This window comes from Mesorhizobium sp. Cs1321R2N1 (assembly GCF_037179725.1).
In the GTDB taxonomy this organism is placed as follows: Bacteria; Pseudomonadota; Alphaproteobacteria; order Rhizobiales; family Rhizobiaceae; genus Mesorhizobium; species Mesorhizobium salmacidum.
This window is the reverse complement of the sequence record NZ_JAPYKP010000090.1, coordinates 1-22,982: the sequence shown is the minus strand read 5'-3', so window position 1 is coordinate 22,982 and position 22,982 is coordinate 1. Positions and strand designations below refer to the sequence as shown.

The 22,982-nt window shown below is 63.7% G+C and carries 11 protein-coding genes and 1 pseudogene; 3 read left to right on the top strand and 9 right to left on the bottom strand.

What is annotated here, in order from left to right; all coding sequences use genetic code 11:
- Positions 1–193: pseudogene (locus tag O7A61_RS20970) on the bottom strand (hypothetical protein); the annotation flags it as partial.
- 202 nt (positions 194–395) lie between these two features.
- Here O7A61_RS20970 and O7A61_RS20965 point away from each other — a divergent pair.
- A complete protein-coding gene (locus tag O7A61_RS20965) occupies positions 396–791 on the top strand; it encodes a DoxX family protein (RefSeq protein ID WP_337131428.1) in 396 nt (131 codons plus the stop codon).
- A gap of 20 nt (positions 792–811) precedes the next feature.
- Here the strand turns inward: O7A61_RS20965 and O7A61_RS20960 are convergent, their stop codons facing one another.
- Both O7A61_RS20960 and O7A61_RS20955 read right to left on the bottom strand, forming a co-directional pair.
- A complete protein-coding gene (locus tag O7A61_RS20960; RefSeq protein WP_337131427.1) occupies positions 812–3,238 on the bottom strand; it encodes a GcvT family protein in 2,427 nt (808 codons plus the stop codon).
- Between the two features lie 79 nt (positions 3,239–3,317).
- Positions 3,318–4,856, bottom strand: a complete 1,539-nt coding sequence (locus O7A61_RS20955) for a trimethylamine methyltransferase family protein (protein ID WP_337131426.1) — start codon at positions 4,854–4,856, stop codon at positions 3,318–3,320.
- 216 nt (positions 4,857–5,072) lie between these two features.
- Here O7A61_RS20955 and O7A61_RS20950 point away from each other — a divergent pair, with 216 nt between their 5' ends.
- Complete coding sequence (locus tag O7A61_RS20950; RefSeq protein ID WP_140502338.1) at positions 5,073–5,663, top strand: transglycosylase SLT domain-containing protein; 591 nt, start codon at positions 5,073–5,075, stop codon at positions 5,661–5,663.
- Positions 5,664–5,688: 25 nt separating this feature from the next.
- On the opposite strand, the gene O7A61_RS20945 is transcribed toward O7A61_RS20950, so the two are convergent.
- From O7A61_RS20945 to O7A61_RS20920, 6 genes are all read right to left on the bottom strand, one after another.
- The gene (locus O7A61_RS20945; protein WP_442921094.1) at positions 5,689–8,469 is read right to left on the bottom strand and encodes a dipeptide ABC transporter ATP-binding protein; all 2,781 of its coding nucleotides are present in this window, start codon (positions 8,467–8,469) and stop codon (positions 5,689–5,691) included.
- Between the two features lie 48 nt (positions 8,470–8,517).
- Positions 8,518–9,675, bottom strand: a complete 1,158-nt coding sequence (locus O7A61_RS20940; RefSeq protein ID WP_337131425.1) for an ABC transporter permease — start codon at positions 9,673–9,675, stop codon at positions 8,518–8,520.
- A gap of 11 nt (positions 9,676–9,686) precedes the next feature.
- Complete coding sequence (locus tag O7A61_RS20935; protein WP_337131424.1) at positions 9,687–10,721, bottom strand: ABC transporter permease; 1,035 nt, start codon at positions 10,719–10,721, stop codon at positions 9,687–9,689.
- 149 nt (positions 10,722–10,870) lie between these two features.
- Positions 10,871–12,529 carry an ABC transporter substrate-binding protein gene (locus O7A61_RS20930; RefSeq protein WP_027141575.1) on the bottom strand — a complete coding sequence of 553 codons (1,659 nt, stop codon included), beginning with the start codon at positions 12,527–12,529 and terminating at the stop codon, positions 10,871–10,873.
- A 252-nt stretch (positions 12,530–12,781) separates the two neighbouring features.
- Positions 12,782–18,838, bottom strand: a complete 6,057-nt coding sequence (locus tag O7A61_RS20925) for a translocation/assembly module TamB domain-containing protein (RefSeq protein WP_337131423.1) — start codon at positions 18,836–18,838, stop codon at positions 12,782–12,784.
- Positions 18,839–18,840: 2 nt separating this feature from the next.
- A complete protein-coding gene (locus O7A61_RS20920) occupies positions 18,841–20,769 on the bottom strand; it encodes an autotransporter assembly complex protein TamA (RefSeq protein WP_337131422.1) in 1,929 nt (642 codons plus the stop codon).
- Positions 20,770–21,049: 280 nt separating this feature from the next.
- Here O7A61_RS20920 and O7A61_RS20915 point away from each other — a divergent pair.
- A partial coding sequence (locus tag O7A61_RS20915; protein WP_337131421.1) for an MG2 domain-containing protein occupies positions 21,050–22,982 on the top strand: 1,933 nt, incomplete at its 3' end.

Sequence of the window (22,982 nt, the reverse complement as noted above, 5' to 3'; positions counted from 1 at the left end):
CCGGCACCAGCGCCAGATCCGCGGCGGCACCCACCGCGAGCGTCGCTCCGGACGGCGCTGAGGGCGCAGCGGGAAACAGCGCCTGTTCGCGCGTCACCGGCCATTTGAAGGCCTCGCAGCCGGCGTCCTCAGCCATGGCGAAGCTGGTGGTGCCCATAAGGATTGCGAACAGGCCGATGGTGACTTTTTTCATGGCGAGGGGACCCACATGTCTGGAGTGTCCATAAATCAATACAACCATAGCGATATAATTGCAACCCTGGCGGGCGCAATATCAAAGGTCAGGCTGGGGAACATTTCCAATCACCTATTGTTGACGGCAGGCCAGGGGAAGTGAGTGGTCGGTAGCCAGGCGATAACCTATGGCCGAGCCGAGAAGCCAAATGGAGTTTTGGATGAAGCTTTTCGATGGCCTTGCCAGATACCAGCCGCAGGCGCTTGGCGTGCTGCGCATCGTGACCGCGCTGCAGTTCGTCGAACACGGCACGCAGAAACTGTTCAATTTCCCCGCAGGCGAGCACGCCGCCGCCGCGTTGAGCGGACTGCCGCTGGCAGCCGGCATCCTCGAATTCCTCGGCGGCATTCTGCTGGCACTGGGCCTTTTCACCCGCCCGGTCGCGTTCCTTCTGGCCGGCGAAATGGCGATCGCCTATTTCGTGGCGCATATGCCGCGCGACTTTTTCCCCGTCAACAACGGCGGCGATTCGGCGATCTCGTTCTGCTTTATCTTTCTCTATCTGGTCTTCGCCGGCGCTGGCGCCTTTGCGCTCGACAACCGCCGCAACGCATGATCCCATGCGGGGGTGCGCTCTCACCCCCGCATCCGTTCGAAATTAGCATCGAACAGCGGCGCCGCCTGCATGCGTGCCGCATGCCGCTTGCCCAGCAACTCGATCTCGAAGCCGTCGCTCTCGTCGGCGATCTCCTTCGGCACGTAGCCGACGGCGACCGACTTCTTCGAATGATGGGCGTAGCCGCCCGACGTCACCCAGCCGCGCACCACGCCGCCGAACCAGATCGGCTCGTCGCCGATGACGTCGGCATCCTTGGCATCGACGATGAAGGCGCGTAGCCGCAACTTGCCGCCCTGTTTGCGCTCGGCCAGCGCCGCCGCCTTGCCGATGAAATCGGCGTCCTTGCCGTAGGCGACGAAACGATCGAGTCCGGCTTCCAGCGGCCCGTAGATGGGCCGGTATTCGCGCCCCCATGAACCATAGTTCTTCTCCAGCCGCAGCGCGTTGAGCGCGCGCGAACCGAACAGGCCGATGTCGAATTCCGCCCCCGCCGCGATCAGCGCCTGATAGGCGGCGCGCTGATATTCCGGCGCCACCCAGATCTCGTAGCCGAGATCCCCGGTGTAGCTGACGCGGCCGACCAGGCACGGCGCCATGCCGATATCCATGTTGCCAATGGCCATGAAGGGAAACGCCGCGTTCGATATGTCGGAGCGTGTGGCTTTCGCCAGCACGTCCCTCGCCTTGGGACCGGCGATCGACAGGCCGGTGAGCTTTTGCCCCAGCGCTTCGATATGGACCGAGCCATCGTCAGGCAGATGCTGCTCGAACCAGCGCATGTGATATTGCTCGGCAATGCCGGAGCCGGCCAGGAACCAGCCATCGGGGCCCAGATTGGCCAGCGTGAAATCGCCGATCAGCCTGCCGTCTTCCTTCAGCATCGGCGCCAGGGTCATGCGACCGGGCTTCGGCAGCTTGCAGGCGAGCATCCGGTCGAGCCAGGCCGCGGCCCCCTCGCCCGTCACCTTGTATTTGGCAAAGCTCGATATCTCCGACAGGCCGACGCCTGAGCGCACCGCCGCGACTTCGGCGGCGACATGGGTGAAGTCGCTCGAGCGCCGCCATGAGAACTCGTCCTTGATGCCTTCCGGTGCGTACCAGAGCGGCACCTCCAGCCCATAGGCGACACCCCATTGCGCGCCCTTGGCCGACAGCAGGTCGTAAACAGGGGTCGTCTTGAGCGGCCGGCCGGCCGGCAATTCCTCGTTGGGGAAGCGGATCGAAAAACGCCTGGAGTAATTCTCGCGGACCTTGGCGTTGGTATAGGCCATCGTCGCCCAGTCGCCGTAGCGCGCCACGTCCATCGCCCAGATATCGGCGCCGGGGTCGCCCTCGATCATCCAGTTGGACAGCGCGAGCCCGACGCCGCCGCCCTGGCTGAAGCCCGCCATCACGCCGCAGGCGACCCAGAAGCCCGGCAGGCCGCGCACCGGCCCGACCAGCGGGTTACCGTCGGGCGCGAAGGTGAAAGGCCCGTTGATGATCTGCTTGATGCCGGTGTTCTGGAAAGCCGGGAAATGTCGGAACCCGACCTCGAGCGACGGCGCGATGCGGTCGATATCGGGCGCCAGCAACTCATGGCCGAAATTCCACGGCGTCTGATGCTCGGACCACGGCTTGTTGGCCTTCTCATAGGTTCCCATCAGCATGCCGCCGCGCTCCTGGCGCAGATAGAGCTCGCCGTCGAAATCGACCGCATGGATGACCTCGGTGCCGGTTTTGGCATTCCAGGCCGCGACCTCCGGCATATCCTCGGTGATCAGGTACATGTGCTCCATGGCGAGCACCGGCAGTTCGAGCCCGACCATGCGGCCGACCTCGCGCGCCCACAGGCCGCCGGCATTGACGACATGCTCGGCCACCACCTCGCCCTTGTTGCTTATGACGCGCCACATCCCGTCGGGACGGCGCACGATGTCCTCCACCTTGGTGAAACGTTCGATCTCGGCGCCCAGCTTTCGCGCCGCCTTGGCATAGGCGTGCGTGACGCCCGAGGGATCGAGGTGGCCGTCCTCCTTGTTGCGGACGGCGCCAACGAACTGGCTGGGGTCGAGCAGCGGCATCAGCTCGGCCGCCTCTTTCGGCGAGATTTCCTCCAGCTCGATGCCGAGATAACGGCCCTTGGCGACGACCCCTCGCAGCCAGTCAAGCCGCGCCTCGGTGGCAGCCAGAAGCACGCCGCCGGTCAGGTGGACGCCGGTCGCCTGTCCCGACAGCTCCTCGATCTCCTTGTAGAGGTTGATCGTGTATTTCTGCAGCTTGGCGACGTTGGGGTCGCCGTTGATCGTGTGCATGCCGCCGGCCGCGTGCCAGGTCGAGCCGGATGTCAATTCGTCGCGCTCCAGGAGCACGATGTCGGTCCAGCCATGGCGGGCGAGGTGGAACAGCACCGAGCACCCAACGACGCCACCGCCAATGACCACGACTTTTGCATGCGATTTCATGGGTTTTTCTCTGATATCAGTGAGTTGGATGGGAGATATGAATCGGGACAGCAGGAGCCGCGCGCCGGCGCCAAGGAAATCACGGCTCGTCCTGCCCGATCGCTTCCTTGCGCTTGGCCACATAGGCCTCGAGCTCTTCACGTACGGCAATATCCATTGTCGGCTCGACATGATCCGCCAGCGCCTTCTTCCACAGCCGCGTCGCGCGCGCGGTTGCGTCGAGGCCGCCGGCTTCCTGCCAGGCTTCGAAATTCTGCCAGTTGGAGAGCATTGGCTGGTAGAAGGCGGTCGCATAGCGCTCCAGTGTGTGCGGCTCGCCGAAGAAATGGCCGCCGGTCGGCACCGCGCCCAGCGCCTCGACGGCAAGCTCGGCCTCGTCGACCACGATCGGGCGCAAAAACTCCATCATGTGCTGGATCATCTCGACGTCGATGATGAATTTCTCGAACGACGCCGTCAGCCCGCCTTCCTGCCAACCGGCGGCGTGGTAGACGAGATTGCCATGGCCAAGCACCGCGCCCCACAGCGCCATCAGCGTCTCATAGGCGCCTTGCGCATCGGCGGCGTTGGAAGCCGAGCCGGGCGTCGTCCGGTATGGCAGGCCGTAGCGCCGCGCCAATTGACCCGAGGCGATGTTGGCCTTGGTGTTTTCAGGCGTGCCGAAAGCCGGCGCGCCGGACTTCATATCGACATTGGACGTGAAGGCGCCATACATCACAGGCGCGCCGGGACGCACGAGTTGCGTCAGCACAACACCGAACAGCGCCTCCGCATTCTGCTGCGCCAAGGCGCCGGCTAGCGTCACCGGGCTCATCGCCCCCATCAGCGTGAACGGTGTCACCGCCACCGACTGGCCGTACTCGGCCATGGTCATCAGCCCCTCGGCCATCATCTCGTCGAAGCGGCGCGGCGAGTTGACCGAGATGATGGTGGCGATGCCGGGATCATCGCGCATCTGATCCAGCGTCAGCCCGCGCGAAATCGCCATCATCTCGATGCCGTCCAGAGCCCTGCCCCGGCCGATCGCCGAGACATGGAAGCTCTTGTCGGTCAGCGTCAGATTGGTGAAGTAGGTGTCAAGATGGCGTGAGTTGGCCGGCAGCTCTACCGGCGCGCAGACCTGATTGCCGAGCATGTGGATACAGTTGAAATGCTGCGCCAGCCGGGTGAGATCGGCATAGTCGCGCAGATTGCCGGCGCGGCGGCCGCGCTCCATGTCGTGCACATTGGGAGGACCGGCCACAAGCGTGAAATTGATGGTGCTGCCACCGAGATGGATTGACTTGGCCGGGTTGCGTGGGGTCAGCGTATAGGTAGATCGCGTCGTCTTCAGCGCCTCGTCGACCATGCCGCGATCGACGCGCACATTGGCCGAGGCGTGATCGACCTTGGCGCCGGCTTTCTCGAACAGCGACAGCGCACGCGGGCTCATAACCTCGATGCCGAAATTCTCCAACATATGCATCGACGCCTGATGGATCGCCTCGATCTGGTCTGGTGACAGCAACGCCATCGGCGGATACGGATTCGTCACCCGTCTGGGCGGCAGCTGCGCGATGGGCGCTGGCCCCCTGTTGCTGGTGCGCTCGGCGCCGCGCTTGCGTCTTGGTTCGGTCATGCCGGCATCAAAGCTTCGGCAGCGCGGCCGGTCTGTCAGAAATACGCCGTTTGCCGGCGTGATTTTAGCCAAGGCGGCACATCTGCAATGCCTGTTTAGAAATGACGACAATTGGCGTCGGAATACCGATATGGCATTTTCTCACCTGCTCGTGCCAACCAGGCGTTAACGGCGGCAGCAAGATTCCCTTTATGATTTCGGCTTATTGCTCATCCAATGCGTAGGTCGAGTTTTAGTAAAATTGTAGCGGTGTGTGCGCTGCTGGCACTTTCGGCTTGCGCCACCGCGCCCAGCCACATCAACAATGTCTGCGCCGTCTTCGACCAGAATGACGGCTGGTTCGACAATTGGCAGTCGGCCGCCGAACGCGCCTCCCAGAAATACGGCGTGCCGGTGCCGGTGCTGATGGCCACCGTGCGCAAGGAATCCGGCTTCAAGAGCAACGCCCGGCCGCCGCGCACCAAACTGCTTGGCTTCATTCCGTGGAAACATGTCTCCTCGGCCACCGGCTTCTCGCAGGCGCTGGACGGAACCTGGTCGCAATATCAGAGCGAGACCGGCAACTGGGCGGCGCGGCGGACGAAATTCGCCGACGCCGTCGACTTCGTCGGCTGGTATCATTCCAAGACATCAGACGCATACGGCGTCGCGCGCAACGACACCTACAACCTCTATCTCGCCTACTATCTCGGCTGGACCGCCTATGGCCGAGGCAACCGTGGCGATGCCGGCGTCCAGGGCTATGCAAGGGCCACCGACAAGATGGCCCGCGACTATGCACAGCAACTGAGCCAGTGCGGCAACTAAAGGGTTGCCGCAACGGTCGTGGCTTTCAGCGCGGCTTCTTGCCGAACACCTTGATGTATTCAGCCTCGCCGCCCTTGGCTAGCGCCTTTGCCTGCCTGACCCAGTCCTCGCGCTCGATACGGCCGTGGAATCTCAGATGATCGTCAACCCACTCGCGCTCCGCCTTCTTCCATGCGGCGACCTGAGCGTAGGTGAAGATGCCGAGGCCATTGAGGATGCCTTCCGTCTTCGAGCCGACGCCGGAGATCAGCTTGAGGTCATCGGGTTTGGCAGGCCTGGCGATGCCCGACGGGCGGTTCTTGTCGACATTTGCGCCGGCCAGACGGGCTGGCTCCGCAGTCGCGCTCGCCTTTGTCGCACTTTGGCTTGATTTGGTCTGCCTCACCGCAGGCTCACCAATTGGTGCCACGCGTGCGTTCTCCGCCTGGCGGCCGTCTCCAAGCGTCCTTGGCGTGAACGGCGCCGAGGTGGCGTTGGCGGGCTTCGGAGAGGCATCGCCGGTCTCGGAGACGTCGTCCCGAACTTCGTGGCGGCGAGCCCGCGAAACGGCTTCGGCCTCCTCGGCGGCCTCCCCCACGGCGTCGGCTTCGGCACTGGCCGTCTTGCCATGTGGTCGGTTGGGCGGCGTACCGGCAAAGCCCGGACCGTCGCCATGCGGCGCATCGTCCGGCACGCCCTCATGGGCGGCGTGTTCCTTGTCGAACTTGATCACCGGCTCCATGGTCTTGAGCACGTCGTCGGAGAGCCAGCATAGGCTCATATGGCCGTCGCCGAGATTCTTGACCGGCGGCACCTTGGTCTCGCACAAATTATCGGGGACCAACTTCTTGTAGCCGCAGCGTGTCTGGAACGGACAGCCGGACGGCGGGTTCATCGCCGAGGGTATGTCGCCCTCCAGCACGATGTGCTTCTTGACCACGCTGGTATCGGCAATCGGGATCGCCGACAGCAGCGCCTCGGTATAGGGATGATAGGGCGGTGCGAAAATCTGGTCGGTCGTGCCCTGCTCGACGATATAGCCGAGATACATGACGACGACGCGGTCGGCGATGTAGCGCACGACGGACAGATCGTGGCTGATGAACAGCATTGTCGTCTTGTTCTTGCGCTGGATGTCCATCAGCAGTTCGGTCACCGCCGCCTGCACCGAAACGTCGAGCGCCGAAACCGGCTCGTCGGCCACAACCACCTTGGCGTCGCCGGCAAAGGCGCGTGCCACGCCGATACGCTGCTTCTGGCCGCCGGAAAGCTGGCGCGGCTTGCGCGTCTCGAACGCCCTGGGCAGTTTCACCAGGTCGAGCAGTTCCAGCATCCGTTTGCGCCGGTCGGCGACGGTCTTGCCGACATTGAATTTTTCCAGCGTGCGGATGATCTGCGATCCGACCGAATGGCTGGGGTTGAGCGTGTCGAACGGATTCTGGAACACCATCTGGATCGACGACACAGTATCGACGCTGCGCTTCTCGATGCCGGTCGACTGGATTTCCTTGTTGCCCAGCGTCACGCTGCCGGAACTGGCCGTCTCAAGCCCGAGCAGCACCTTGGCCAGCGTCGACTTCCCGCAGCCGGATTCGCCGACGATGGCGACCGTCTCGGATTCGCGCGCCATGAACGAGATCGTCTCGTTGGCCTTGACGACGCGGCCTTCGCTCGAGCCGAACACCTCGCTGCCGCCGACCTTATAATATTTCCGGAGGTCCTCGATCTTGAGCACCGGCGCGCCGGGCACGACACGTTCATTGATCTTCTTGGCGCCGGGCGGCAGCGCGTCCCAGTCGATCTCGTTGAAGCGTACGCAACGCGAGAAATGGCCTTCGTGACCCGCGACCTCGATCATCGGGATCTCGGCGGCGTTGCAGACGCCCTCGACGAAATGGTGGCAGCGCGGGCCGAAATTGCAGCCTTTCGGCCGCTCGTGCGGCAGCGGCAATTGGCCGGGAATCGCAATCAGCGGCCGCGAGTTCTTGTCGGCGCCCGGCAGCGGGATCGAACGGAACAGCCCTTGCGTATAGGGGTGGCGCATCCGGTCGAAGACGTCCTTGATCTTGCCCGTCTCCACCGCCTCGCCCGAATACATCACCGTGATGCGGTCGCAGGTTTCAAGGATCAGGCCGAGATTGTGCGAGACGAAGATCATCGAGGTGCCGAACTTTTCGCCGAGGCCCTTGACCAGGTCGACAATGCCCGCTTCCACGGTCACATCGAGCGCGGTGGTCGGCTCGTCGAGCAGAAGCAGCGCCGGCTTCGACAGCAGCGCCATGGCAATGACGATGCGCTGCTGCTGACCGCCGGAAAGCTGGTGCGGATAGGAGCGCATCATGCGCTCGGGATCGGGAAGCTTGACCGAGCGCACCATTTCGAGCGCCCTGGAGTAGGCCTCTTCCTTCGACACCTTGTCGTGGATCAACGGCACTTCCATCAGCTGCTGGCCGATCTTCATCGCCGGATTGAGGCTGGCCATCGGCTCCTGGTAGATCATGGCGATCTTGTTGCCGCGGATGGCGCGCAGCTCCTCGTCCGAGAGCTCGCCCATGTCCTTGCCCTGGAACTTGATCTTGCCGCCGACGATCTTTCCGATGTTGGACAGGTCGCGCATGATGCCGAGCGATACGGTCGACTTGCCGCAGCCGGATTCACCGACGATGCCCATCGCCTCGCCCGGCATGACCGTGCAGGAAAAATCCATCACCGCCGGTATCTCGCCCTTGCGGGTGAAGAAGGAGATCGACAGGTTCTCGATCTCGATGATCGGCCCAGTGGTCGGCCCATTGGTCGGCTTGGCGGGATTTCGAACTGCCTCGTTCATGGGTCGCTCCAATCCAAATTTTACCAGACGCGGGTCAAGGCCCGTCAATCAGTCTTTCATCGATTGCTCGCGCAGCGAATCGGCCAACAGGTTGAGCCCCAGCACGAACGACATCAGCGCGATCGTCGGCGGCAGCGCCGGATGGATGAAGGAGCGCAGCAATCGGCTGGCGTCCTTGATCGCGGTGCCCCAGTCCGGGCTCTCGGGCGCAAGCCCCAGGCCGAAATAGCCCAGCGTGCCGAGCAGGATCGTGGTGTAGCCGATGCGCAGGCAGGCATCGACGATCAGCGGTCCGCGCGCATTGGGCAGGATTTCCCACAGCATGATATACCACGGCGATTCACCGCGCGTCTGCGCCGCCGCCACATAGTCGCGCGTCTTGATGTCCATCACAAGGCCGCGCACGATGCGGAACACGCCGGGGCTGGAGGCGAACACCACAGCCACGAAAATGTTGAGCTGGTTGGGATCGATGTGGACGATGTGCAGCGGATCCCTGTCGAAGACCAGGCCGAGGTAGATCCAGCCGCCTATGATCAGCGTCAGGCCAAGCAGGATATAGATCCGGTCGGGCCGGTTCTTGTAGCGGGTCCAGAACAGCACGCTGAAGAAGATGATCGGGAACAGGAAGAAGACACCGGCCAGCGCATAGGGGATCGGCGTGTCCATGATGCCCGGCGTCACCAGCAGGTAGAACAGCAGGATCACCGGGAAAGCCAGCACGAGGTTGGCCAGGAACGACAGGATGGAATCGATCTTGCCGCCGTAGTAACCGGCCGGCAGGCCGAGCGTGATGCCGACCATGAGCGCGAAACCGGTCGCTGCGGGTGCGATGATCAGCACGATCTGGCTGCCATAGACCATGCGCGAGAACACATCGCGCGCCAGCTTGTCGCCGCCGAACAGGTAGACGAGCCCCGATTGCGGTTCGATGGCGCCGGGCAGCGTGTCCTTCATGATCGGGACCTGGCCGAGCGGATCGAAAGGCGAGATGGTCGAGGCGAAGATCGCCGTGAACAGCCAGAACAGGCAGATGAAGACGCCCGCTATGCCGACGCCGCTGTCGAACAGCTGGCCATAGAGCGCCAGCTTCTTCTTGTAGAGAAAGCTCGCGCCCATGACGATGAAAAGCGCGACCCAGACCGGCCAGAAGCGCCAGAACACTTCGAGGATGATGGTGGAGGCGCCGATATATTGAGCTTGCATGCGCCTTCTCCCTACTGAACGCGGATGCGCGGATTGAGGAACGCGTAGCCGACGTCGGAAATGAGCTGCGTGATCAAGACGATGAACACCGAGACCAGCGAACAGCCGAGCAGAAGATCGATGTCGTTGTTGCCCGCGGCCTCGACCAGCGTGTAGCCGAAGCCCTGGTAGCGGAACATCACCTCGACGATGACGACGCCGGTGAGCAGCCATGGAAACTGCAGCATGATGACGGTGAACGGCGCGATCAACGCGTTGCGCAGCGCGTGCTTGACCACGACGCCCTTGAAGGAAAGCCCCTTCAGGCGTGCCGTGCGGATATATTGCTGCGTCATCACCTCGACCATCGAGGCGCGCGTCATGCGCGCGATGTAACCGATGCCGTAGATCGCCAGCGTGATGACCGGCAGCGTGAAGTTGTAGAAGGTGATACCCTGGCTTGCCGAGGCGGCAGAACCGTTCAGCCAGCCGAGCCATGAGGCGAAGACGACGGTGAAGATGACGCCCGACACATATTCAGGTGTCGCCGTCGAGGCGATCGACGCGACCGACAGCACGCGGTCGGTGCGCGAACCCTCGCGCATGCCGGCAAGGATGCCGATGAGCAGCGAGACCGGCACCATCACCGCCAGCACCCAGAACATCAGGATGCCGGTGGCGCCGAGCGCCGGGAACAGCTTGGCCCCAACCGTGGTCTTGAACTTGGTCGAGCAGCCGAAATCGCCCTCGATGACACCGGAGAATGTCGGCACCGTCGGGTCGTTGCAGAAAGAGAAGCGCTGTGTCGTCTTCCCCGTCGCCGGATCCGTGATCGGTTGCTTGGGCACGACGCCGAGCCACTGGCCATAGCGAGCGAAGAAGTTCTGGCGGTAGCCGTGATTGACCAGCCAGCTTTCGAGCTGCTCGGCCGATGTGTGCATTTCGGTCTGGCTGATCGCCAGCTTCTTCAGATTGGGTTCGAGATTGACGAGGAAGAAAACGACCAGCGTCAGGCACAGCATCGTGAGCAGTATAGTGCCGATGCGTCTGATGATGAATGAGAACATTGTACCCCCTGCCGGCCGGGTTGGGGTCAGATATGGTCAACCCTGTTTCGAAAACCTTGCGACGTCACGCCGCCGCTGCATCCAGTGCAACGGCGACGATCCCGCGAATTCGAGGGGCCAGTCGCCCCTCGTATTCGTCAAGCTGTGGGTCACGCCTGATCGAGCCAAACCTTGCCGAAGTCGTGCTCGTAGGTGGGGTGCATCGAGTGGTTCTTCACCTCGGGCTTGATGTTGATGTAGAGCTTGCGCCAGTAAGGCTGGATGATGATGCCGGACTCCTGCAGCATCGTCTCGATGTCCTTCATCACGACTTTGCGCTTCTCCGCATCGGCGATGCCGAGGGCCTCGTTGACCTTCTTGTCGAAGTCCGGATTGGCATAGGCCGTCTCGTTCCAGGCTTCGCCGGAGCGGTAGGCGATGGCGATGACCTGGATGCCAAGCGGACGCATGTTCCAGTTGGTTTCCGAGAACGGGTATTTCGTCCAGTCGTTCCAGAAGGTCGAGCTCGGCAGCACGGTGCGCTTCACCTTGATGCCGGCCTCGCGCAGCTGGGCCGCGATCGCGTCGGTGGTGTTCTTGTGGTAGTCCTCGTCATTGCTGATCAGCTCGTGCTCGAAATCGATCACGCCGGCTTCCGTCAGCATCTGCTTGGCCTTGGCCATGTCGCGCTTGATCTTCGGCAGTTCGACATATTCCGGATGGATCGGCGCGACATGGTGGTTTTCGGCCGGCGTGCCGGCATTGCCATAGCCGAGCTGCAGCACGACCGAATTATCGACGGCGAGGCACATCGCCTGGCGCACCTTCTGGTCGCCATAGGGCTTGGCATTGATGTTGAAGCGAGAGACCACGGTGGCCGCGGTCACGACTTCCGAAGCCGGCGCACCGACACCTTCGATGATCTTGACGTAATCGGCCGTGGTTTCGTGGTTGGTCTGCACTTCGCCCGATTCGAAGGCCGAGACCGTCGCGGCCGGATCGGTGCCGTAGTCGATGAACTCGACGCCATCGAGGAAGGCTTCGCCCTGCCACCACTTGCCGGTCGTGCGGCGCTTGTAGACCACCTTCTGGCCGACATCATAGGAGACGAGCTCGAACGGACCGGTGCCGATCGGGCAGTTCTTGAAGTTGGCGCCCTTCTCGTCGAAGGTCTTGTGGACGACGAGGCCGGGATAGTCGCACAGGTTCGGGATGATGGCGATGTCGGGCTTCGAGAGCTTCAACTTGACGGTCATGTCATCGACCTTGACGATCGCCCCTTCGCGCAACTTCTTGGTCGTCTCATCGACGAGACTGCCAAGGCGTCCCGGCATCGAGTTGCCTTCCGCTGATTTGTCGGCCCAGCGGGTGAAATTGTAGATCACGTCATCGGCGGTGAACTTGTCGCCATTGTTCCATTCGACGCCAGGCCGCACATGCAGCGTGTATTCGGTGGCGTCGTCGTTGATGTCCCAGCTTGCCAGAAGATATGGCGCGAAGGTGTACTCTTTGGTGTATTTCACCAGCGGCTCGAGCGCCTGGCGCTCGGCGTTGGAAATTTCGGACCAGTCTGCTGTACGCGGATCCTTGGGATCCTTGACGGACATGGCGACCTTCAGCACGCCGCCCTTCTTGCCCTGGACGTCCTCGGCCTTGGCCGGGGTCGGAGCGGCAAGGCCGAGCAGCCCGTAGGCCATGGCCGTCGAGGCGCCGAAGACGCTGGCGAGCGCGAGGAATTCGCGGCGGTCGACCTTGCCCGACTTGGCTTCTTCGGCCATCGCCAGGATGTGATCCGGAACGCTGTCGCCATTGCTCTTATAGATTGTCATGACTAACTCCCATTGTTGGCTTTCCGCCGATTAACATTCCGCATCCAGGCCATGATGTCAAAGACGACATGGATTGGGAACATGTTAGCGAATGTGCAACTTTGAAAGGGGGGCAGTTCGCGTGATAGCGACAGTCTTGGCGCAAAATTGCTAGTGCGCCCAGATTTCGCCAAAATCTCTTCGGGCGATTAAACTGAGACATTCGCACCGGTTACGACAGCGCCAGTTGCGGCCAGAACGAGGGCCAGATCGTCAATATTCCTTCTCGTAGAATATTCCGCCCTTGGCTTCGCCGGCGTCCGTCGCCTCGCCGCGCAATTTGACGCCACGCCCGACATTGAGGTCGATGGTCGCCTTGCCGGAACCCGGCTTGTCGCCCTTCTGGATGGTTACATAGGTGCGGTCGTTGAGATATTTGCCGGCCGAGACCGCCGTGCCCCCCTTATCGTCGGTGATGACGTCGAGATCGTCGACACCGATGGCGCCGCGCAGATTCTCCAGCAGCGACGTCGAGCCGCCGACACCGGCCAGTTGCCCGGCCGCTTCTGCCAGTTGCGCGATCTGCAGCGGCGACAGGTTCGACATCGACCGCCCGAAGATCAGTTGCGCCAGCACTTCATCCTCCGGCAGCGCCGGCACTGAACTGAAGGTGAATTTTGGATTGGTCGCCTCGCCCGACACCACGATGGTGACGGTTGCGCCGGTCGTGGTCGTCGTCGCCGTCAGGTTGAGGTAAGGCACCAGTGAGCCGGAGAATCCGACCGTGCCTTCGGTGAAGGTCAGCCGCTTGCCAAGGATCGACAGCCGGCCACGCTGCAAGGTGAAGGTGCCGACGGCTTGCGGCGACGAGGCCGGGCCGGTCAGTTTGAGCGAGCCGCCGAGTTCGGCGTCGACACCCCTGCCCTGGATGAAAATCTGGTTCGGCGCATTGACAGTGACGTCGAGCGCAAGGCCGCTGCCACTGCTCTTGCCGCTGGTCGTCGCCGGGCGCAGCGCCTTGTCCTGTGCCCTGACCGCACCCGGCGCGTTCTTGTGCTTGACGTCGAGTGCCGAGAGCGAGCCCGGCAATTTGTCCGGAACCGTGATGACGGTCTTGGCCAGGTTGACGGTGCCGGCGATGGCCGGTGCCGAAGTCAGCGGCCCCTTGATCGTCAGGTCGCCGCCCAGGTTTGCGGTCACCACGCGTCCATCCGTGTAGCGGCCATCGGTGAGCTTGATCGACAGGTCGGCCGGGAACCCTTGCGCCGGATTGATGCCAACCGTACCGCTGGCCGACAGGCTGCCGCGCGTCGACAGCGTTCCGGTCAACCGGTTGATCCTGGCAACGCCGTTGCCTATCGAGACGTCCGCCGCGATATCGTTGACCGCAAGGCCCGAGCGTGCGTCGACCAGCCGCGCGCCCGAGGTTTTGACGCTGCCGCCGATCACGGGCGATGTCGCCGGACCGCGCACCTGGATATTGACGTTGGCGTTGCCGGTCAGCGCCAGGCCCTGCGCGGCAAGCTTCTCGCCGAGGAGGCCGAATGGCACGGCACCGTTGAAATCGAGCGCCAGCGCGGGCGTGCCCGCCGTCGTCACCGTGCCGCCGCCCTTGAGGCCAAGCCCGGCTCCGTCGCTGATATTGGCGTCGAAGGTCAGCTTGTTGCCAGCAAAGGTACCCGACGAGGAAACACTCACCGCGCCGACGCCCGCGCCGCGGGTCTGCAATGTCTGCACGCCGGCCGCGTCGATGTTGAAGGCAACGGCGGGGCTCGCCGGTGCGCCCGTCACCTTCACCGTGCCGGAGATGGAACCCGCCGCATCGAGACCGGGCGAAAAACTGTTGGCGAGCGACATCGGGACGCGCGCCAGCACTGCGTTGATGTCGAGCGTCTGCCCGACCTTGCCGGTCACCGTCGCGGTGCCGCCGCCAAGGTTGAGCACCAGCCTGTCAAGCGTCGTCGTGCCATTGGCGATGCTGACGGTCGAGGCCTGGGCGATAGCCGCCTTGATGCCCTGGACCGTCGCCTGCCCCGAAGCGAGTTCGATCGTGGTGGTGCCGCCGGCCACCTTCACGCGGCCGGCGGCCCTCGCCGGAATGCCCTTGACCGTGGCGCCGCCGGAAAAGCCGGTCCAGTCGCCATCGCGCTTCAAATCGACATCGATGCCGCTGATCACGGTGCCGCCCGATGTGACGGTGTCGGCGTGGATCTTACCGGAGATAACTGGCGCGGCGAGGTAGTTGGCGATCAACGCATCGATGGAAACGGCCTTCGCCTGGAGGTCGCCACGCGTGATCGAGGCGGTAGTCGCCTTGATAGCGACCTGGGGCGCCGCGCCATTCCTGGAGAAGGCGATCGTGCCGCGCACATCGCCCTCTGCCTTTTCAAGGGCCAGCGCGGCGAGCGGGCCGATATCGGGCAGGTCGAGCGAGATGGTGCCTTCAGGTACGAACTTGTCGTCCAGCGCCAGATCGCCTGAAATCCTGTTCTTGCCAAGCGAGAGGAGCAGGCCGTTGATGGCGCTCTTGCCGTCCGCCGTCGCCAGCACGGCACTCCCCTGCAGCGCCTGGCCGGCGACAATGCCGGTGAGCTGCACATTGGCTGCAGGGTTGGCGGCATCGGCCTTACCGGTCGCCGTGAGCTTCAATCCGGTGATCTCGCGCGATGCCACCGAGAGCTTGTCGCTGTTGACGGTAAGCGACAGGTCCGGCGCCATGGCCGGCCCTTGCGCACTCAGCGCAAAAGCGATGGCGCCCTTGGCATCCTTCGACAATGGCGAGATGTCGCTCAGCGTCCCCCTGATGTCGGCGGTCACCTTGTCGTCGGCAAGGCTTGCCTGGCCGTCGGCACTCAGCGCGCCCGAAGTGAGCTTCAATCCGCCTATGTGGAGATTGCCGTTGGGCTCGCGCTTCAGCGTGGCGCTTATCTGGGCGCGGTCGCCAAGCATGCCGCGTGCCGCCGCCGGCAGGGCCGACGATGGCGCATCCGCCTTCAGGTTGAGATCGATGGCACCGTCACGCAGCGAGACCTGGCCGGCGACCTGGCTGCTGAGCGCATCGCTTTTCAGCGTGCCGCTGTCGATGGCGACGGCGTCGGCGCTCAGCCGGGCGTTGAGCGCCGCCGTGACCTTGCCTGCGATGAGCGGCGCGATCGTTGCATTGTCGAGCCCAACCTTGTCCACCGACACCGTTCCGGAAACCGGCCCGGCGCGGTTCCTGAGATCGAATGCGTCCGAGTGCAGCGTCAGGGTAAGTCCGTCCACCTTCGCCGGGCTGGTGACGACTGAGGGCAGGATCGCGGAAAAGTCCAGCCGGGCATGCGTGCTTTCGCCCGCAATTTTGGCCGACACTGATCGGACCTCGAGCTTGACCGGGCTCTCGGTAGTTCCGACCGTCAGCGGCAGGCTGGGGCCGGACGAGGTCAGATCGATCGCGAAATCGCTGGCCCCGTTCGGGTTGATGGTGCCGGCGGCCTGGCCGGAGACCTTCTCGCCGGAGAGGGTGGCACGGTCGAGGGCGACGCCGCCGGCAATGGTGTAGCTGCCGACCGCATCGACGGCGAGGGGGCCGAGCCCTGCCTGCCGCGTCTGGCTGGTCTCGGCGCCGGCCAGTTTCGCGTTGAACCGGATGTCGGGAGCTGCCGGGGCGCCGCTCACTTCAGCGATACCATCAAGCGTTCCCGTAGCATCCAGGCCTGGCAAAAACGCATTGGCAAGCGTGGCAGGCAAAGCGGAGACCTGTGCCGCGAGATCGAGTGTCCCGCCGGCGCTGCCCGAGAGCGCCACTTTGCCGCCGCCGATATCGAGCGCCAGCTTCTCGATATTGGCCGTGCCGTCGGCGATGGTCAGAGCCGACGGTTCGGCAATTGCCGCCTTGATGCCGCGAATGGCGGCGTCGCCCGAGGCAATCTCGACGCTGGTGGTGCCCTCGGCGATCTTCACCCGGCCGGCAGCGGTCGCCGGAATGCCCGCGATTGTGGCGCCGCCGGTGAAATTGGTCCAGTCGCCGTCTCGCTTGAGATCGACGCCGATGCCGCTGATTTCGGTGCTTCCCGAAGTGACCGCATCGGCCTTGATGGTGCCCGAGATCGCCGGCGCCTTGAGATAATTGGCGATCAGCGCATTGATGGCGATCGCTTTGGCCGTCACCTCGCCACGCGCGACCGACGTGCTCTTGGCATCCATGGCAATGGAGGGTGCGTCGCCGTCCTTGGCGAAGAGGATGGTGCCGTTGATGTCGCCGGTCACCGCCTGGCCGGCCAGCGCGGCCAATTGGTCGATTGCCGGCGCGGCGAGCGTCAGCGTTCCCAAGGGCATGAACTTGTCGTCGAGCGCCAGGTCGCCCGAGACCTTGTTGTCGCCCAGCGAGACCAGGAAGCCGTTGATCGAACGCTTGCCCTCGCTGGTCACCAGGGCCGCCTTGACGTCGAGCGGCTGGTCGTTGACGGCACCGGTCAGCGAGACGTTAGCTGAAGGGCTCGTTATGTCGGCCTTGCCGCTCGCGGTCAGCTTGATGGCCTTCACCGTGCGGCCCGAAGCGGTCAGGCTGTCGCTGTCGGCGCTAACAGTGAAATCCGGCGCGGTGATCGCGCCGGTCGCCGACAGTGCGAAATCCACCCCGCCGGTAACCGGTACGCCGACCGTCGGCGACAACACTGAAACATCACCCAATTTGCCCTTGATGTCGGCCTGGATGTCCGTGCCTTGCATGCTGGCCGTACCGCTGGCGCTGAGCGATCCCGAAGTGAGTTCGATCGAGTTCGCGGCGAAAGAGCCCTGCGGATCGCGCGATGCCGTGGCCGAGAATTTCACCCGCCCGCCGAGCACCGAGGCGATCTGCTGCGGGAACGCGGTCGCCACGGCATCGGCGTTCATTTTGAGCTGCATCGACATGTCGGCGAGCGCTACCGTCGCCGTCAGCGACGCGTTGAGCGCATTGGAACGCAGCGTACCCTGATCGATGGCAACAATGGCGTCCTTGCTGATTGAACCGGCCAGATCGACATTGACCTTGCCGGTGACCAGCGGCGCCAAGGTCGCGACGTCGGTTTTCAGGCCGCCAGCCTCCAGCTTGACGGCAACCGGGCCGGCGCGGTTCTCGATATCGAAACCATCGGAATGGATTTGCGCCGCCAGATCGTCCAGCCGCGTGCCGCCGACGACGATCGAAACGAAGGAGGCGCCAATGTCGACGATCGGCGCCTTGCCGTCGCCGAAGGCCCGCGCGGTGGCGTTCTTGATCGCCAGCGTGATCGGCTGCGCCTTGCTGCCGACGCTGATCACCACGGGCGGACCCTTGGCGGCGAGTTCGACCGACAGGTCGCTGGCGCCGGCGGGATCGGCAATACCGGAGGCGGTGCCGTGCACCGCATCGCTCTCGATGCTGGCCCGGTCGATGCTGATGCCGCCAGCCGACGTGGCGGTGCCCGCGATATCGAAGCTGGTCTTGCCGGCAAACAGCGACTTCAGGTTTTCCGGCAGGAAGCGCGCAAAATCGCCGTCGCCCTTTGCCTCGACATGATTGCCCTTGTCCGTAAGCTGGTGGCGGCCGGTGAGCTGGGTGACGATCCGATGGTCGACGAGGAAGGTACCGACACCACTCCAGTTGGCAAGCGGGCCGCTGCCCAAAACCGCGATATCGACCGGTGGCGCATCCGGCAGCTTGAGCAGGTTGGCAATGATGCCGCCGGCCGGCTCCGACGCCTTCAGGTCGAGGTCCAGCTTGTTGTCGGTGGGTGCGAAATGGATCTTGGCATCGACATTGCCCTGTTTACCGTCGTGGCGGGTGACGTTGAGCACCGTCTGGACCGCCAATGGCGCGGCATCGGCCTTGAGCATTCCCTTGGCTGCGAGCTCGGCGATGCCGCTGCCGGCCAGCTGCTCGCCAAGCGCGATTTCCGGCAGGTCGATCTGCTTGATGTCGATGGAGACCGGCAGCGTCGTCGTGCCGCTCTGCGCCGGCGGCTGCGTACCGGCCACCGGCAGCCGTGCCAGTTCGATGCGCTCGGCCGCGATGCGATCGGCGCTGAAGCTTTTCGACAGCAGCGCCGCCGGCGACCAGTCGACGGCTACCTTGCGCGCCACCAGCCACGCGCCCTCGCGGTCCTCCAGCACGACATGGTCGACGCTGAGATTACCCGACCAGATGCCGTCGATACCGCTGACGGTAACCTTGCGATCATCGCTTGAGGCCAGCCGCGAAATGATGCCGGCGAGGTTGTCGCGCCCGCGCTCGGTCTTGGTCAGCACGACGAGCGCGCCGATCGCACCCGCGAGCACGATCAGCAGCGTGTAAAGGACAATGCGAAGGATGCGCCAGACCGTTTTCATCGTCAGAACGCCTGGCCAATGCCGGCATAGATGCCGAAATGCGGGTCGCCGGGATCACGGTTGAGCGGCACGGCCGCGTCAATGCGCAACGGTCCGAACGGCGTGACGTAGCGAAGGCCGACGCCGGCACCGACCTTGACGTCGGAGAAATTGGGAACCGACTTGGTCGACACCGTACCGGCATCGACGAAGGGCACGATGCCGATCGTGTCGGTGACGGCGATGCGCATCTCCACCGAGGTCTCGAAGAACGACAGGCCGCCGATCGGCTGGCCGGTGAAATCCTTGGGACCGATGCCCTGATAGGCATAGCCGCGCACAGAGCCGCCGCCGCCGGAATAAAAGCGCCGGTCCGCCGGGACGCTCTGCAGCCCGGTACCGACGATCGAGCCGATGGCGACACGCTCGGCAAGCACGAATTTCGAGGCCGTGTCCAGCGACTGATAGGCCGATCCCTCGCCCTTCAGTTTGAGGAAGGCGGCACCACTCAATATGTCGTAGCTCGGCTCGGCATAGGCGAGCACCCTGAAGCCCCTGGTCGGGTTCAGCCTGCTGTCCCTGTTGTCATAGACATATTGCAGCGGAATGCTGGCGATCAGGTAGGTGTGCTTGCCGAAAGCGTCGTGGATGCGCGAATAATCGAGCGCGACCTCGGCCGAGACGGTCTGCCTCTTGTCGAGTTCGTAGGACAGGCCGGTGCTGCCCTTGACCGAGAAATGGTCGTATGCGTCCGGATGCTCGAGCACGGTCTTCACGCTGGCGAAGAATTTCGACGCCGGCCCGATGACGCCGGGTTTCTCGAACATGATGCCGGCATTGTAGTTCAGTTCGGACAGATTGTTGCTGCCGATGCCGCTGATGGCGCCGTCGATGCGCAGCTTTTCGGCACGGCCAAACAGGTTGCGATGGCCCCAGTACCCCTCCAGGCCAAGCCCCTCGGTGTTCGAGAAGGTGCCGCCGAGCCCGAAGAAGCGCGGCTTGCGCTCGCTGACCTGGACGTCGATCGGGATGTTGCCTCCGGCGTCGAGCTTGTCGGCTTCCTTGAACGTCACGCTGTTGAAGACCTCGAGCGCCAGCAGCCTGTCGCGCGCGTCGCTGATCTCCTGCGGCGAGTACTGCTTGCCGCGCTTCAGCCCGGTCATGTATTCGGTGAAGTCGCGGTCGACCTTCTCGGTGCCTTCCACGGTGGTCGCGCCATAGCCGGCGACCGGCCCGGCTGCGACCGTCAGCGTCACGTCGAGTGTCGAGGTGGCATGGTCGGCGACGATCTGCCGGTCGGTCACCTTGGCCAGCGGCCTGCCCTGCTCCTTCAGCGTCCGCACGATCAACGCCTCGGCCTTGAGCACCGCGCCCGATCCGGCGTCGCCACCAGATATCAGCCCATAATCGGCGCTCATCAGGCCCGCAGCATCGCCCTTCAGCCTGATATTGCCAAGAGTGAATTTGGGGCCGGCCGAAATGGTGATCGCCACCGGAATGGGCTGCGGACCCTTGAATTCGGCGTCCGGCGGCAGTTCGTCGAGCGGCTTGCCGTCGATGGTGATGGTGACGACGCCTTCATAACGGGCGTCGGCATAAAGTGCGGCGACCAGCTGTTCACGGTCGCTGCGCGCCTTGGCCATCAGCCCGAGCGAGCCCGAAACCGGCCGGTCCTCATCGCCTTTCAGCGCCGAGGCGTTTTCGAGCTTCTTGACGAGGTCCTTGTCGGCATCGGGTGCGGAAATGGTCACCGTGTAACGCAGGGGATCGGCAATATCGGCGTCCTCGTCGCTGGAGGATCCCCACAGCTTGATGCCGAAAAGCTCGAACGCGGCCGCGTGCCTCGCTTCGCAAAGCAGCGCCGACGAACACAGCATCGCTAAAAGCAGGGCGCGCGGAAGCACGCGCCTTGGCGCGGTCCCCCCTGACATCTGCTCTTCATGCGCCGGCATTAAGACAACCTAGTTCGTAAACCTAAAATTGGAATGAAGTTCTGAAGCGCTCGTAAAGGGGCCACAATCCAATTGTCTGAAATAGGACGGGCTTGGAATTCACACCTTCTGCGTTTCCGCAAGAATGCGTGATCCCCTGTCCTATGGAGGTTACTGTCCGCATACCGGTCCTTGGCCGGAAAATAAACCGTTGGCAGGCGGCACCTGCCGCGTTCGCGCGTTGACAAGCCTGACTGAAGCTTGATCATGCCCGGACGTCTGCAATTGTCTGGAGGGTGTAATGGCAATGCGCGCGGCTCGTGGTCTGTCGATTCTCGTCCTTCTCTTCTTTGCCTGGGGCAGCGTCGCGCAAGCGGCCGACGCCCGGCGAATCGCAACGACCGACAATTCCGACTATTTCGGTTTCGACCTCAGGTCGGACCAGAACGTCACGCTCGACCAGTGCAAGACGACATGTCTCGGTGATCCGGCCTGCCGCGCCTTCACCTACAACACCAAGGCCAAATGGTGCTTTCTCAAATCCGACTATAACCAGTTGAAATCCTTCAACGGCGCGATCGCCGGCAAGGTCGTCAACATCGACGGCGATCCCGATATCGGCGCGCCGCCGGAACTCGCCTTCTTTCCCAACTGGATGGCCGACCAGGCCCAGCAATATCGCAACAAGCTGCTTGGCCCGGCCTTCGACAAGCCGACGGAGGGCATGGCGGCGCTGACCAATGCCGCCGAACAGGCCGTATTGACCGGCGATCATCGCGCCGCCATGCAGAAATACGAGGCCGCGGTCTCGGTCATGCCTGACGATGGCCAGCTCTGGCTCAGGCTGGCGCGCGAAACGCTGGCCGTGCAGCCTGCCGCGAACACCTCCGAAGCCTCGACTTTGCCGGCAAACGGCACGTCGGCCGCCTTCAACGCCTATAAGCTGCTGCACACCACCAAGACGCGCGCCGAAGTGCTGGCGCTGCTCGGCAATGGTCTCGACAAGCGCGATCTCTACCGGGCGGCGCTGCAAGCCTATGAGGCCAGCCTTGCGCTGGAAAGCTCGCCCGCGGTGCAGGCCGACTATGCCGATCTGAAGGCCCGCAAGGGCTTCCGCGTCATCGATCACTCCGTCGATGCAGACACCAGCGCGCCGCGCATCTGCGCGCAATTCTCCGAGGATCTGGTCAAAACCGGCGTCGACTACACGCAGTTCGTCACCGTCGACAACGCGCCGCCCAAGGGCGTCGAGGCCAAGGACAAGCAGATCTGCGTCGAAGGGCTCGAACACGGCCAGCACTATGACGTCACCTTCCGCGCCGGCCTGCCGGCGGCGATCGGCGAAGTGACCGCCGCCCCCGTGGTGCTGTCGATCTACGTGCAGGACCGCGCGCCGTCCGCCCGCTTCACCGGCGACAGCTTCGTGCTGCCGGCCGGCGCGCGCCGCGGCATCCCGGTCGTCACCGTCAACATGAACGCCGCCGAAATGAAGCTCTACCGCATCGGCGATCGTTCGCTGGCGCAGCTTCTGTCGGGCTACCAGTTCCTGCACCAGCTCGACGGCTATGACATCTCCAACATCTCCGAGCAGATCGGCGCGCCGGTCTGGCAGGGCCAGCTCGACATCGTCAACGATCTCAACAAGGAGGTCACCACCTCGTTCCCGGTCGACGAAGCGCTGCCGCAGCGCAAGCCCGGCGTCTATGTGCTGACCGCGCAGCCCGTCAACGACAAGAGCGACGACTACGGTTCGCTGGCCACGCAGTGGTTCGTCGTCTCCGACATCGGCCTGTCGACCTATACCGGCCAAGACGGGCTCAATGTCTTTGCCCGTTCGCTGGGCAGCGCCAAGCCGATAGCGGGTGCCGAACTGACGCTGGTTGCCCGTAACAACGAGGTTCTCGGCACCGCGACGTCCGATGCAAACGGCCACGCCGTCTTCAACCCCGGCCTGACGCGCGGCGACGGCGGCATGGTGCCGGCCGTGCTGATGGCCAAGCAGGGCGACAATGATTTCGTCTTCCTCGACATGGCCAAGGCCGGCTTCGACCTGTCCGACCGAGGCGTCACCGGACGCGCCGCGCCGGGCGCGCTCGATGTCTATGCCTGGACCGAACGCGGCATCTACCGCGCCGGTGAGGACGTCCACGTCGCCGCCCTCGCCCGCGACGGTGCGGCCAAGGCGGTCGAGAGCCTGCCGCTGACCTTCATCTTCTCGCGCCCCGATGGCGTCG